Genomic DNA, 12905 nt, shown 5'->3' with positions numbered 1-12905 from the left:
TGGCCGGGTCGTCCGCGCCGTACGAGCACGAGGCGGGGAGGTCCGCGTCCCGCGACGCCCTCCCGCCCTGCCCCCATCGACCAGGCACCGACCGAGCCACGGACGGCGCTCCCCCGGACCGGCACCGTCATGGACGGCGCCCCGGAGCGAGTGCCCTCCTGGCGCTGTCCACCGTGCCCGCCTCCGGACGGAGACCACCACCCATGCGCCACCGCACCGCCGGCCGCCTCGCCGCGACCACCGCGCTCACCGCCGCCCTGACCGCCCTGGCCGGACCGGCCTTCGCGCACGTCACCGTGCAGCCCGGCACCGCCCAGCAGGGCGACTACACCGCGGTGTCCTTCCGCGTCCCGGACGAGAAGGACACCGCGTCCACCACGAAGATCGAGGTGAACCTCCCCACCGACCACCCCGTCGCCTCGGTCAGCACGCAGCCGCTTCCCGGCTGGACCGCGACGGTCGAGAAGGCCAAACTCGCGACCCCGCTCAAGACCGACGACGGCGACGAGATCACCGATGCCGTCTCGAAGATCACCTGGACCGCCGACGCGAGCGCCAAGATCGCGCCCGGCCAGTTCCAGGAGTTCAGGATCTCGCTCGGCCCGCTGCCCACCGACACCGACAAGCTGGTCTTCAAGGCCCTGCAGACCTACGACGACGGGACCGTCGTCCGCTGGATCGAGGACGGCAAGGAGGGGCAGCCCGAACCCGAGCACCCCGCACCCACCCTGGTCCTCAGCAAGGCCGGCTCCGCCCAGGACGCCAAGGCCGGTGCCACCACCACCGCCGGTGCCACCACCCCCGGATCCGACTCGACCGCCCGCACCCTGGGCGTGGTCGGCATCGTGATCGGCGTCCTCGGGGTCGCCTTCGGCCTGTTCGCGCTGCGCCGCCGGGGCGGTGGCGCCCCCTCCTGAGCCCCACCCGTCGGGCCAGTGCTCCACTCCGGAGTCCGTGACCCGGCCGAGGGTCAGCGATCCGCCCGAGGGTCCGTGACCCGGCCGAGGGTCAGCGATCCGCTCGGCCCCTCGGCTCCTGACCGGCCGCCGGCCCGGGCACTCCTGGTGAGTGCCCGGGCCGGCGGCCGCTCGCGGGCCCCCGGGCGGTGCGGGGCCGGCGCCGAAGCCGGGCGGGCCGGAATACCGCTCCCCACGGGGGCGTTGCAGCCGGTGGACGGCACATGAAAACGACAACCGTTCCATAGTGTTCCGCCGACGCACCAGGAGGACCCGCCATGGCCCGCAGTGAACTCCGCCCGATCGTCAGCCTCCGCTCCACGGCCGGGACGGGCTACACCTACGTCACCCGTAAGAACCGGCGCAACGACGCCGACCGCCTCGTCCTGCGCAAGTACGACCCCGCCGCCCGCCGGCACACGGCCTTCCGCGAGGAGCGCTGATCCGCGCGGCACCCCATGCCGTCGAGGGCCGCGACCACCGGCGGTCGCGGCCCTCGACGGCATGACGACACCTCCTCGCGACACTCAGTTCCCACAAATGAGGACACTGAGTACCCTGCCATCCCTCCCGGCGACAGGCTCGTTCGCCGATCCTTTGCTAATTTCGGGCATGTCGCGGCCATGTCGATACTGGCCATTCGGCACCGAGTGTGCTCTATTAGGGGAACTCAGTTCCCTCTGGTCCGGATCGCGAGCGGTGGTTGTCACCGCACCGCCATCATCCCGCTCCAGCAGGGCGCCGAGCAGGTCAGGCGCGTCGTCCTGGCCCGCGACCGCCGGCCGGACCACGCCGGACGAGACGAGTACAGGAGACAGGCCGTGAGCTTGAGGATCGTTGTCTGTGTGAAGTACGTGCCCGACGCGACCGGTGACCGTCGCTTCGAGGACGACCACACCACCGACCGGGAGGGCGTGGACGGCCTCCTGTCGGAGCTGGACGAGTACGGCGTCGAGCAGGCGCTGCGGATCGCCGAGTCGCACGGCGACGCCGAGGTGACCGTCCTGACGGTGGGCCCGGACGACGCGAAGGACGCCCTGCGCAAGGCCCTGTCGATGGGCGCCGACAAGGCCGTCCACGTCAACGACGACGACATCCACGGCACCGACGTGATCGGCACCTCCGCGATCATCGCGGCGGCCCTGGAGAAGAGCGGCTACGACCTCGTCGTCGGCGGCATGGCCTCCACCGACGGCACCATGGGCGTCCTGCCCGCCCTGCTCGCCGAACGCCTGGGCGTGCCGCAGCTGACCCTGCTCTCCGAGGTCGCCGTCCAGGGCACCACCGTCACCGGCCGCCGCGACGGCGACAGCGCCACCGAGCAGCTGCGCGCCGAACTGCCCGCCGTCATCTCCGTCACCGACCAGTCCGGCGAGGCCCGCTACCCCTCCTTCAAGGGCATCATGGCCGCCAAGAAGAAGCCCGTGCAGTCCTACGACCTCGACGACCTGGGCATCGACGCCGAGCAGGTCGGCCTGGCCGGCGCCTGGACCACCGTCCAGGACGTCACCGCCCGCCCGGCCCGCACCGCCGGCACCATCGTCAAGGACGAGGGCGAGGGCGGCCGACAGCTCGCCGGCTACCTCGCCGCCCAGAAGTTCATCTGACCCCGCCGCCAGCGCCACTTCACGAACCATCAGGAGCAACGAATCATGGCTGAGATCCTGGTTCTCGTGGACCACGCCGACGGCGCGGTCCGCAAGCCGGCCCTCGAACTGCTGACCCTCGCCCGCCGCCTCGGCGAGCCCGCCGCCGTCATCCTGGGCGCCGCGGCGAGCGCCGCCGACATCGCCGCCAAGGCCGCCGAGTACGGCGCCGCCAAGGTCTACGTCGCCGACGCCCCCGAGTTCACCGACCAGCTCGTCGTCCCCAAGGTCGACGCCCTCACCCAGATCGCCCGCGCCACCGACACCGGCGCCGTCCTGGTCACCTCCTCCGGCGAGGGCAAGGAGATCGCCGCCCGCCTCGCCCTGCGCCTGGGCTCGGGCCTCATCACCGACGCCGTCGACGTGCAGGCCGGCGACGACGGCCCCCTCGCCACCCAGTCGGTGTTCGCCGCCTCCTTCCAGGTCCGCTCCACCGTCACCCACGGCACCCCGGTCATCACCGTCAAGCCGAACTCCACCACCCCCGAGCCCGCCCCCGCCGCCGGCACCGTGGAGAGCGTCACCGTCGCCTTCACCGGCAACGCCGCCACCGTCACCGCCCGCACCCCCCGCGTCGCCACCGGACGCCCCGAGCTGACCGAGGCCGCCATCGTCGTCTCCGGCGGCCGCGGCGTCGGCGCCGCCGAGGGCTTCACCGTCGTCGAGGACCTCGCCGACGCCCTCGGCGCCGCCGTCGGCGCCTCCCGCGCCGCCGTCGACGCCGGCTGGTACCCCCACAGCAACCAGGTCGGCCAGACCGGCAAGCAGGTCTCCCCCCAGCTCTACGTCGCCGCCGGCATCTCCGGCGCCATCCAGCACCGAGCCGGCATGCAGACCTCCAAGACCATCGTCGCCGTCAACAAGGACCCCGAAGCCCCCATCTTCGAACTCGTCGACTACGGCGTCGTCGGCGACCTCTTCACCGTCCTCCCCCAACTCACCACCGAGGTCACGCAGAACTGACCCGTCGTGCGGCACGGCGGAGCCGGTCGGTGATCGCCATCGACCGGCTTCGCCGTGTCCGGGTGCAGGGGATCCGGGTGCAGGGGATCCGGCTGCAGGGGATCCGGCTGCAGGAGCGTTCGGATGCAGGAGCGTCCGGCCCGGCCGCCGCGTGCCACCGTGCGCGGGCGGCGCGTCCGCCGTAGGGCCACCGGTTCCCGCTCCGGCGTCCTACACGGCCCGGCGGTAGAACCACACCCCGAGCGGGGCGAAGACGGCGACGATCCCGGCGTCCCAGGCCAGCGCCTGCCAGACCACGGTGGTGGCCGGGCCGCCGAGCACCAGGACCCGCACCGCCTGCGCGGTTTTCGAGACCGGCTGGTGGCCGGCGAACGCCTGCAGCCATCCAGGCATGGTGCTGACCGGGACGAACGCCGAGGAGGCGAAGACCAGCGGCGCGAGCACCGGGAACGCGGCGGCCTGCGCGGTCTCGGGGTCGCCCACCGCCATGCCCACCACCGCGAAGATCCACGACATCGCGAACCCGAAGGCCAGCACCAGCAGGACGCCGCCCAGGAAGGCGGGCACGCCCGCGTGGATCCGGAAGCCGAGGGCGAATCCCACCGCCGTCATCAGCGCGACCACGAACACGTTGCGCGCGAGATCCGCCGTGGTGCGGCCGACCAGCACCGCCGAGCGGGCCATCGGGAGCGAGCGGAACCGCTCCATCAGGCCGGTCTGCATGTCGGTCGCGAGGCCGATCGCGGTGTTCATGGAGCCGAACACGGCGGTCTGCACGAAGATGCCGGGGATCAGGAAGTCGACGTAGGAGACGGGGCCGAGTGCGGGCCCGACCACCCCGCCGAAGACGTATCGGAACATCAGGACGAAGACCAGGGGCTGGATCGTGGAGAAGACCAGCAGCCTGGGCACCCGGCGCAGGGCGATCAGGTTGCGCCAGGCCACCGCGAGCCCGTCCCGGACGGCGTCCGAGAGCCCCCGGCCGAGCCGCCAGGCGAGGCTCCCGGCGCCGAACGCGTGCGGGACGGCGGTACCGGTCATGACGCACCCGCCTGGGCGGCCCCGTCCGCGCCGGGATCCTCGCCGGGCGGCCCTGCTGCGGTGGGCCCGCCGCTCGCGGTGCGGTGGCCGGTCAGGGCCAGGAAGACGTCGTCGAGGCTGGATTCGCGGACCGCGACCGCCCGGGGCACCAGGCCGCTCTCGTCCAGCAGGTGCAGGGCCTCCAGCAACAGCCGGGAGCCGTCCCGGGAGGCGAGCGTGAGCAGCGGGCCCTCGCGCGCCGGCGGTTCGGGCAGCCTCCCGGTGAGGACGGCGACCGCCCGGGCGGCGCGGTCCTCGTCGCCCATCGCGAGCTCGATCACGGTGTTGCCGAGCCGGGCCTTGAGAGCGGCCGGGGTGTCGTCGACGATGATCCGTCCCTCGTCGACCACCACCACCCGCGAGGCCAGCCGGTCGGCCTCCTCCAGGTACTGGGTGGTGAGCAGGACGGTCGTCCCGTCGTTCACCAGCTCGCGGATCAGCCCCCACAGGGCGTTGCGGCTCTGCGGGTCCAGACCGGTGGTCGGCTCGTCCAGGAACAGCACCGGCGGCTCGGGGACGAGCGCGGCGGCGACGTCGAGCCGTCTGCGCATTCCGCCCGAGTAGGTCCGCACCGGGCGGTCGGCGGCCGCGCTCAGGTCGAAGCGCTCCAGCAGCTCCGCCGCGCGGGGGCGGAGCCGGGTGCGGCCGATCCGGGTCAGCCGGCCGATCAGCCGCAGATTCTCGCGGCCGGTGAGATTCGGGTCCACGGCGGCGTACTGGCCGGCCAGGCCGATCGACCGCCGGACGGTGGCGGCCTCGCGCACCACGTCGTGGCCGAGCACCTCGGCGTGGCCGCGGCTCGGCCGCAGGATGGTCGTCAGGATCCGGATCGCGGTGCTCTTCCCGGCGCCGTTCGGCCCGAGCAGGCCGAAGACCGTCCCGGGCCGCACCTCGAAGTCCACCCCGTCCAGGGCCGTCACCGACCCGAAGCTCTTGCCGAGTCCGACGACGCTGATGGCTGCCTGTCCCATGGGCTGTCCCTCACTCCGGTGACAGTGACGGTCCCCTCCGGGCGGGTCGCACGGACCCGCCTCCATTCTCGTCGCTCGCCGCTCCCGCCGCGGAACGGCCCCGTCTCCCCCGGGCGGCCGGGCGGTTGGTCGGGCGGTCGGGCGGTCGGGCGGTCGGGCGGTCAGGCGGTCAGGCGGTCGCCGGAGACGGCCGTCCGGATCCTGGCCAGCAGCGTCCGCAACTGGTCGCGCTCGGCTGCGCTCAGTGCGCCGGTGGCCGCTGCGAGCGCCGCGCCGTCCAACTCCTCGGCCTCCCGGTGGCAGCGCACCCCGCGCTCGGTCAGGGTCAGCAGGAAGGACCGGCGGTCGTCCGGGTGCCGCACCCGCTCGACCAGCCCGTCCCGCTCCAGGCTGTCGACGATGGTGGTGGTGGTCCGCGGGGCGTTGCCGAGCAGATCGCTCAGGTCGCGCATCCGCAACGGCTCGCCGGCCCGGGCCAGTACCCGCATCGCCCGCAACCGCGCCACGGAGGCGCCGTGCTCGCGCAGCCGCCCGTCGACGAAGATCCGCAGCCGGTGGGTGGTGGCGAACAGCTCGTCCACCAGGATGTCGCTGCTGCCGAAGTCCTGAACCTGTGCCATGTCCGTCGTTTCCCCGTCCCAGAGCTTTATGAGCATCATCATAGTGAGTATGCTCAGCATTTATGAGCAGCCGACTCAGCCAGCGCCTCGTGGTGCCCATCATGACCGTCTCGACCACCTTCATCTGCATCGTCGACGGTGCGATCACCACCGTCGCGCTGCCCAGCATCGCCCGTCAGTTCGCCCTCACCCCGGCCGCGCTGGACAGCGTCGTGGTGGTCTACCCGGTCTGCCTGGCGATGATGATCCCCGCCTCCGCCTGGCTGGTGGAGCGCTTCGGCGGGCGCAGCATGCTGCTGCTCTCCCTGACGGTCTTCACCCTCGCCTCCGGCCTGTGCGGCGCGGCGCCCGGCCTCACCGCCCTGATCGCCGCCCGCGCCCTGCAGGGCCTCGCCGCCGGCCTGCTCACCCCCACCTCGCAGGCCCTGCTGTTCCGCACCTTCGACCAGACCGAGCAGGTACGGCTGTCGCGGCTGCTGATCATCCCCCAGCAGATCGCCCCCGCCCTCGCGCCGCTGCTCGGCGGCGTGCTGGTGACCAGCCTGTCCTGGCGCTGGGTCTTCTACGTCAACCTGCCGGTCGGCGCGCTCGCCATCCTCTTCGGACTGCTCTTCCTCGCCGAGCACCACGACCACCGGGCCGGCCGGCTGGACCTGCCGGGGCTGCTGCTCAGCGGCGGCGGCACGGCGATCCTGATGTACGGGGTCTGCGCGGGCCCTGACCTCGGCTGGGCCCGGCCGCAGGTGCTCGGATCGCTGGCGGGCGGCGCGCTCCTGCTCGGACTGGCGGTCCGCACCATGCTGCGGGCACCGGAGCCGATCCTGCGGCTGCGGCTCTTCGGCGACCGGCTGTTCCGCGACACCAACCTGGTCGGCCTGGTCGGCCACATCCCCATGATGGGCGCGATGTACCTGGGCCCCCTGCTCATCCAGGAGGCACGCGGCGGGAGCGCGCTCGACAGCGGCAGCAGCACGTTCACCGAGGCCTTCGGCGTGCTGCTCACCATGCAGGTGGTCGGCGTCGTCTACGCCAGGATCGGCCCCCGGGTCATCATCGGCACCGGGATGCTGGGGGTGGCCGCGGTCATGCTGCTCTTCGCCGGGACGGACGCGCAGACCGGGCTGTGGACCTTCCGCGCCTACATGTTCCTGCTCGGCCTGGCCATGGGCGCCGTCTTCATGCCCACGACCGTGGCCTCCTTCACGGCGGTGGCCCGCGCCGACGTGGCCCACGCGGCCACCCTCAACACCGTCGTCCGGCAGACCGGCGCGGCACTCGCGCCGGCCGTCGTGACGACCGTGCTGATGCTCGGGTCCACCGGCGCCGAACGGGCCCACCCGGCGCTCGACGCCTACCGCAACGGCTACCTGGTACTCGCCGCGATCGCGGTCGCCGCCGGCCTGTTCGCCTTCACCATGCCCGACGCCCGGACCCGCCGGGACGCCGGCGACCCGGCCGGGCCGGGCGACCCGGCAGCGCGCCCCGACCCGGTCGGCAGCGAGCCCTCGCCCCAGCAGGTCTGACCCGCGTGCCGCGGCGCGCCGCGGCACGGGCGGCACGGGCGGCACGGGCGGAAAACGCTCGCGGCCGGACCCGCACCGCTGGCATGCTGGCCGCGTGGACAGACCGGAGATCTGGATCAGCCTCGACCCCGAACTGCACGTGTTCCTCGCCGCGGCCAGGCGCGTGGCGCGCTCGGCGGTACGCACCGACCGCGCCGCGACGCTCGGACACGTGGTGGAGTCGCTCGGCGTGCCACTCACCGAGGTCGGCGAGCTCGTCGTGGACGGCCGGACGGTGGCCACCTCGCATCTGCCCGCGCACGGCGAGGAGGTCGCGGTGCACGCCGTCCCACGGCCCCAGCCGCTGGCCGGCCCGGCCCGCTTCCTGCTCGACGTCCATCTCGGGACGCTGACCCGCCGGCTCCGGCTGCTCGGGGTGGACGCCGCGTACGAGAACCCGGACATCGGCGACGCGGCGCTGGCCACGCGCTCGGCCGCGGAGCACCGGGTGATGCTCTCCCGCGACCGGGGCCTCCTGCGGCGCCGGGAGATCTGGGCCGGGGCCTACGTCTACAGCCACCGCCCCGCCGAACAGCTCCGGGAGGTACTCGCCCGGTTCGCCCCGCCGCTCGCTCCCTGGACCAGGTGCACGGCCTGCAACGGCACGCTCCGCGAAGCCCCCAAGGAGGCGGTGCACGGTCGACTGCGCGGCGGTACCGAGCGCTCCTACGACGTGTTCGCCCAGTGCACCGCGTGCGGCCAGGTGTACTGGCGGGGCGCCCACCACGCCAGCCTGAACGCCATCGTCGAAGCGGCCCTGCGGGACTCCGCCGAGCGGCCCCCGCCCCGGCCCGCCCCGGCGCCCTGACGCCCGGCCCGCTTGCCGCTTGCCGCTTGCCGCTTGCCGCTTGCCGCTTGCCGCCCCGAGCGTCCTGCCCGCCTCCGGCCGAGGCACGCGGCGGCCCGGCCCGGGGGCCGATCCGCGGGCGGCGGTCTATCGTGCAAGCGTGCAGCCCTGCCCAGGAACGTCGAGAGGCCGTCCGATGCCGGAGACCCACACCATGCTGTTCGTCACCTTCGACGACCCGGCGGCCGCCAGAGCCGCCTACCAGGAGGTGAAGGAACTGCACGGCGCCCGGCAGGCGGCCGTCCTGGAGCGCTCGGCCGAGGGACTGCTCGACGTGCCCGAGAGCTGGGTGCGCGGGGCCGGTACGCCGACCGTGGTCAGCGGGATCGTCGGTGGCCTGGTCGGGCTGCTGGGCGGCCCGGTCGGCGTCTTCCTGGGCTGGACCGCGGGCACCGTGCTGGCCGGCGCCGCCGAGATCAAGCGCTTCCAGGACGCCGCCGAGGGCCTGACGGTCTACAGCAGCGGTCTCGCGGAGGGCGACAGCCTGCTGATCGCCGAGGTGCGCGAGCAGCAGCCGCAGGATGCGGACGCGATCGCCGCCCGGCACGGTGGGCGGCTCGTACGGCGGCCGGCCGAGGACGTGGCCGACGAGGTCCGTACCGCCCAGGAGGTCACGGAGGAGGCGGTCGCCCAGGAAGCCGCCGAGGAGGAGACCCCCGAGGACGCCCGCCGGGAGTGAGGGCCGCAGGCGAACCCGGCGACGAGCGCCGGCAGTGAGCGCCGGGAGTGAACGCCCCGCGCGTTGCCGCCTGCCCGGCCCCCGGAACACTGCGGGGGCCGGGCAGGCGGCGTCACCGGGTGCACCGGTCGGTGCACCCGGCCGGCCGGGTCAGCCCGTGCACGTCCTCCCGTTGAGCGTGAAGACCGGGAGACCTGCGGGGGCGCCGGCGCCCTGGAAGCCGAACGAGGCCGAACCACCCGGCGCGACGGTGGCGTTGAAGCCGGCGTCGACCGCGGTGACGGCCGCGCCGCTCTGGGACACCTTGGCGTTCCAGGCGTTGGTGACCTGCTCCGCACCCCGGAACGTCCAGCCGAGAGTCCAGCCGGAGATCGCGGCGGTGCCGGTGTTCCGCACCACCACGTCGGCGGTGAAGCCCGTACCCCAGTTACTGCCGATGGTGTAGCCGACCGAGCAGGCCCCGGGCACGGCGGTCGGCGAGGAACTCCCGGTCGGCGTACCCGTCGGAGAGGCGGACGGGCTCGGGCTCGGGCTCGGGCTGGGGCTGGGGCTGGGGCTCGGCGAGGCCGATGTGGAGGCGGTCGGAGGCGGGCTGGGGCTGCCGGTCGGCACGGAACCGTCCGGCGTCGCACCCCACTGCGGCACCCCGCCGTCCAGCAGCAGCAGGTGCGAGGCATCCACCGGTGTGGCTCCGGGCGTGGTCGCGATGCCCTGGTAGGACCAGTCGTTGGCAGGATCCCAGGCACCCGCCGAGGAGATCCGGAACTGCACCTCCTTGCGGTAGGCCGACTGCCCGGCCGGCGCGATGCTCGTGTTGGAGCAGTCGACCGTCACGTAGTACGTGGAGCCGGAGTACAGGGTGGGCCCGCTGACCGTCCCGCACTGGTTGTAGTTCGTGCTCAGCGTGATCTGACTCGGTGTCACACCGGGTTCCAGCGTGAAGTAGTAGCGCAGCGCGGCCTTGTTCATCGCCCGGGCGGGCCAGGCCGACTTGTTGATCACGTAAGCCTTGATCTCGGTGAAGTTCGTGCCGGCGGCGTTCACCGAGGCCTGCACCGACATCTCCGGACCGTCCGGGGTCTCCTTGGCCGGGAACGCGGCGAGCGGCGAGCCGCCGTACTCGGCGTAGAGACGGGCGAGGGCTCCGGTGAAGGCCGCGTTGTAGTCGGTGGCCACCTCGTTGTTGACGTAGTTGCTGCGGTCGTCGGTGTACGAGTCGTCGGCCGAGCTCGGACCGCCGACCAGGGCGCCGACGAGTGTGTGGCGGTTGTTCACCGGACTGGTCAACTGGTCGGTCCAGGAGCCGTGCGAGGTGCGGTGGTGCGGGTTCTTCGGCGCGTTGGTGCCGAAGCCGATCAGGTAACTGGAGCGGCGGGGGTTGTCGCCCAGCGCGTAGTCGATCTGGCGCACCGCGAAGTCGTGGTAGCGGACCTTGCGGGTGGCGTCCCCGGTCAGCCAGTCCGAGTAGAGCAGGGCGACGAAGGACGTGTTGGCCGCGTATCGCAACGACCCCCAGGAGTCGAGGACGGCCTCACCGCCGGGCGAGTACTTGACCTGGCTGCCGTTGACGCCGACCGTCCACCAGTCCAGCCAGCGGTTGACGTCGTCGATGTAGCCCTGCTTGCCCGTGAGTTGGGCCAACAGGACATAGGCACCGTAGGACTTGTCGTCCCACGCGATGGTCCACTTGTAGGACTTCGTCGTGGTCTGCGGCTCCGTGGAGAGGTCCGCGTAGTAGGTCTCCGCCTTGGCCAGGTAGCTGCTGTCACCGGTGGCCTTGTAGAGCCAGATGGCGCCCCAGACCAGCTCGTCGTTGTATCCGCTCCAGGAGTTGTAGTAGCCCTGGGCGTCGCTGATGCAACTGCTGTACTTCCCTCGGTAGGTGTCGGCGAAGGAGTAGAGCTGCTTGGCGTGGGTGAGCAGGGTGGCCGCGTACGTCGGATCACTGTCCGCGAAGACCATCGAGGAGGAGGCCATCGCGGCGGCGGTCTCGCCCGCCAGGTCGGAGCCGGGGCAGGAGGTGTCGATCCGGTACGCCGGACGGGCCATCGGCATCACCTCGGCCGGACCCCACCAGGCATGGTCCGTACCGCCGTTGCCGACCTGGCCGTAGAGCACGTTCGGCGACGGGTGGGCCTTGATGAAGTAGTCGTTGACGAACCGCAGGTTGTTCTTGAGGTACTGCATCTGGCCGGAGGCAGTGTAGGCCTGCTTCTCCGCGATCGCGCCCCAGGCCAGCATGGTGGTCGAAGCGGCCATCGGGAGGCCGAACTTCACGTGGTCCCCGGCGTCGTACCACCCGCCCGTGAGGTCGAGGCCGACGTCCTTGCCGTCGTCCAGGGCGGAGTCGCCGCGCCAGGAGACCCGGTTGGTGTCGGGCAACTTGCCCGACTGCTGGGCCTCGTAGAACAGGATCGACTTCTGCAGCGCCTCGGCGTAGTTGTACTGGCCCGAGGCGGCCACCGGGGCGGGGCCGGCGACCTCCGCCCGGGCCGGCAGCAGCGCGGCGGCGGCGAGCGCGCCCGCCAGCGCGAGGCCGAGGCCCAGCCGGTGGCGCAGCGGCCGGGGGCCCCGGGCGGCGGCCCGGCTCTCGGAGACGACCCGCGCGGTGGGGCGCGCGGACGGGACGGTGGTCGCGGGCGCGGTGGGGCGCACGGACGCGGCGGCCGGTGGTAACGGCGTAGTGGGCTCAGGCATGGCTACCTTCCGCTGAACATCGCAGGTGGGGGCCGTCCACAGGGGGCGACGGCGTGCGGTGCCGGGCAGGACGGGGCCGTACGGACGCGGTGTTGCAGGTGAGCCTGCAAAGCGTGGGAGCGCTCCCACTTCACGCCCTGAACGTCCCCGGTGAACAGTGCTGCGGCGCCGACCATGGTGGAGGCGGCGCAGCGGCGTGTCAATGGACCGGCCGACCACCGAGGAGGCGGCGCGAGGGCGGCGCACGCCCGGGGAGCCCGAGCGGGCCACTCGACGACCTCGTTCGGCCACCTGCTCGGGCTGCTCCTGATCAGCGAAGCTGCTCGGCCAGTCCGACGATGACGCCCTCCGGGCCACGGACGTAGCAGAGCAGATAGCTGTCCTCGAACCGGGCGATCTCGCCGATGAGTTCGGCGCCGTGAGGGCGCAGGCGGGCAACGGTGTCCTCGACGTCGTCGACGGCGAACATCACGCGGTGCGTGCCCAGAACGTTGTGCGGCCGGTTGCGCGGCCCGGCGCTGATCACTTCGGGGCTGCGGTACTTCGCCAGCTCGAGCCGGCTGTGACCGTCCGGGGTCCGGAGCATCGCGATGTCACAGCGGACGCCGTCGAGCCCGGTGCACCGGTCGGCGAAGAGGCCCTCGACCTCCGCCCTGCCCTCCAGCTCCATACCGAGTTCCGCGAAGAACGCGATGGCGGCGTCCAGGTCCTCGACGACGATGCCGACGTTGTCCATCCGCTGAATCGCCATGCTGGCTTCTCCCTCTTCGTCCGAACAGTCGGTGGTGGCCGCTGGTGCCCCTGGGACGGAGCCGGTGGCACGTTCTGGACACCCGCAGGCCGCCGAACTCCGACACATCGCGGGCCGGCATATCGGCGCCCCG

General features: G+C 72.9%; 12 protein-coding genes. 7 read left to right on the top strand and 5 right to left on the bottom strand.

Annotation, left to right across the window (positions count from 1 at the left end):
- The first annotated feature begins 203 nt into the window (after positions 1–203).
- From OG823_RS29945 to OG823_RS29930, 4 genes are all read left to right on the top strand, one after another.
- Entirely contained in the window at positions 204–917 is a 714-nt protein-coding gene (locus tag OG823_RS29945) for a YcnI family protein (protein ID WP_371483223.1), read from the top strand.
- A gap of 317 nt (positions 918–1234) precedes the next feature.
- Positions 1235–1399 (top strand): 50S ribosomal protein L33, encoded by a 165-nt coding sequence (rpmG, locus tag OG823_RS29940; RefSeq protein ID WP_371483222.1) that lies wholly within the window; start codon positions 1235–1237, stop codon positions 1397–1399.
- A 378-nt stretch (positions 1400–1777) separates the two neighbouring features.
- The gene (locus OG823_RS29935) at positions 1778–2563 is read left to right on the top strand and encodes an electron transfer flavoprotein subunit beta (protein WP_371478010.1); all 786 of its coding nucleotides are present in this window, start codon (positions 1778–1780) and stop codon (positions 2561–2563) included.
- Between the two features lie 45 nt (positions 2564–2608).
- Complete coding sequence (locus tag OG823_RS29930) at positions 2609–3565, top strand: electron transfer flavoprotein subunit alpha/FixB family protein (RefSeq protein WP_371483221.1); 957 nt, start codon at positions 2609–2611, stop codon at positions 3563–3565.
- A 210-nt stretch (positions 3566–3775) separates the two neighbouring features.
- Here the strand turns inward: OG823_RS29930 and OG823_RS29925 are convergent, their stop codons facing one another.
- The 3 genes from OG823_RS29925 to OG823_RS29915 form a co-directional block, all read right to left on the bottom strand.
- Complete coding sequence (locus OG823_RS29925) at positions 3776–4606, bottom strand: ABC transporter permease (protein ID WP_371483220.1); 831 nt, start codon at positions 4604–4606, stop codon at positions 3776–3778.
- Positions 4603–5616 (bottom strand): ATP-binding cassette domain-containing protein, encoded by a 1014-nt coding sequence (locus OG823_RS29920; protein WP_371483219.1) that lies wholly within the window; start codon positions 5614–5616, stop codon positions 4603–4605. The genes OG823_RS29925 and OG823_RS29920 overlap by 4 nt, the downstream gene beginning before the upstream one ends.
- A 161-nt stretch (positions 5617–5777) precedes the next feature.
- The gene (locus OG823_RS29915) at positions 5778–6275 is read right to left on the bottom strand and encodes a MarR family winged helix-turn-helix transcriptional regulator (protein WP_371484701.1); all 498 of its coding nucleotides are present in this window, start codon (positions 6273–6275) and stop codon (positions 5778–5780) included.
- A 23-nt stretch (positions 6276–6298) separates the two neighbouring features.
- Here OG823_RS29915 and OG823_RS29910 point away from each other — a divergent pair, with 23 nt between their 5' ends.
- From OG823_RS29910 to OG823_RS29900, 3 genes are all read left to right on the top strand, one after another.
- Complete coding sequence (locus OG823_RS29910; protein ID WP_371483218.1) at positions 6299–7759, top strand: DHA2 family efflux MFS transporter permease subunit; 1461 nt, start codon at positions 6299–6301, stop codon at positions 7757–7759.
- Between the two features lie 94 nt (positions 7760–7853).
- Entirely contained in the window at positions 7854–8606 is a 753-nt protein-coding gene (locus OG823_RS29905; protein ID WP_371483217.1) for a Mut7-C RNAse domain-containing protein, read from the top strand.
- 175 nt (positions 8607–8781) lie between these two features.
- A complete protein-coding gene (locus OG823_RS29900; RefSeq protein ID WP_371483216.1) occupies positions 8782–9324 on the top strand; it encodes a histidine kinase in 543 nt (180 codons plus the stop codon).
- Positions 9325–9474: 150 nt separating this feature from the next.
- Here the strand turns inward: OG823_RS29900 and OG823_RS29895 are convergent, their stop codons facing one another.
- Entirely contained in the window at positions 9475–11979 is a 2505-nt protein-coding gene (locus tag OG823_RS29895; RefSeq protein ID WP_371483215.1) for a glycoside hydrolase family 9 protein, read from the bottom strand.
- Between the two features lie 352 nt (positions 11980–12331).
- Complete coding sequence (locus OG823_RS29890; protein WP_371483214.1) at positions 12332–12772, bottom strand: VOC family protein; 441 nt, start codon at positions 12770–12772, stop codon at positions 12332–12334.
- Positions 12773–12905: the final 133 nt, after the last annotated feature.

This window comes from Kitasatospora sp. NBC_00315 (genome assembly GCF_041435095.1).
Lineage (GTDB): Bacteria > Actinomycetota > Actinomycetes > Streptomycetales > Streptomycetaceae > Kitasatospora.
This window is presented reverse-complemented; position numbering and strand designations above follow the sequence as displayed.

Coding starts and splice junctions, on each gene's coding strand:
- OG823_RS29945 (WP_371483223.1), top strand. CDS start 204: ATGCGCCACCGCACCGCCGGCCGCCTCGCCGCGACCACCGCGCTCACC.
- rpmG (WP_371483222.1), top strand. CDS start 1,235: ATGGCCCGCAGTGAACTCCGCCCGATCGTCAGCCTCCGCTCCACGGCC.
- OG823_RS29930 (WP_371483221.1), top strand. CDS start 2,609: ATGGCTGAGATCCTGGTTCTCGTGGACCACGCCGACGGCGCGGTCCGC.
- OG823_RS29925 (WP_371483220.1), bottom strand. CDS start 4,606: ATGACCGGTACCGCCGTCCCGCACGCGTTCGGCGCCGGGAGCCTCGCC.
- OG823_RS29920 (WP_371483219.1), bottom strand. CDS start 5,616: ATGGGACAGGCAGCCATCAGCGTCGTCGGACTCGGCAAGAGCTTCGGG.
- OG823_RS29915 (WP_371484701.1), bottom strand. CDS start 6,275: ATGATGCTCATAAAGCTCTGGGACGGGGAAACGACGGACATGGCACAG.
- OG823_RS29910 (WP_371483218.1), top strand. CDS start 6,299: ATGAGCAGCCGACTCAGCCAGCGCCTCGTGGTGCCCATCATGACCGTC.
- OG823_RS29900 (WP_371483216.1), top strand. CDS start 8,782: ATGCCGGAGACCCACACCATGCTGTTCGTCACCTTCGACGACCCGGCG.
- OG823_RS29890 (WP_371483214.1), bottom strand. CDS start 12,772: ATGGCGATTCAGCGGATGGACAACGTCGGCATCGTCGTCGAGGACCTG.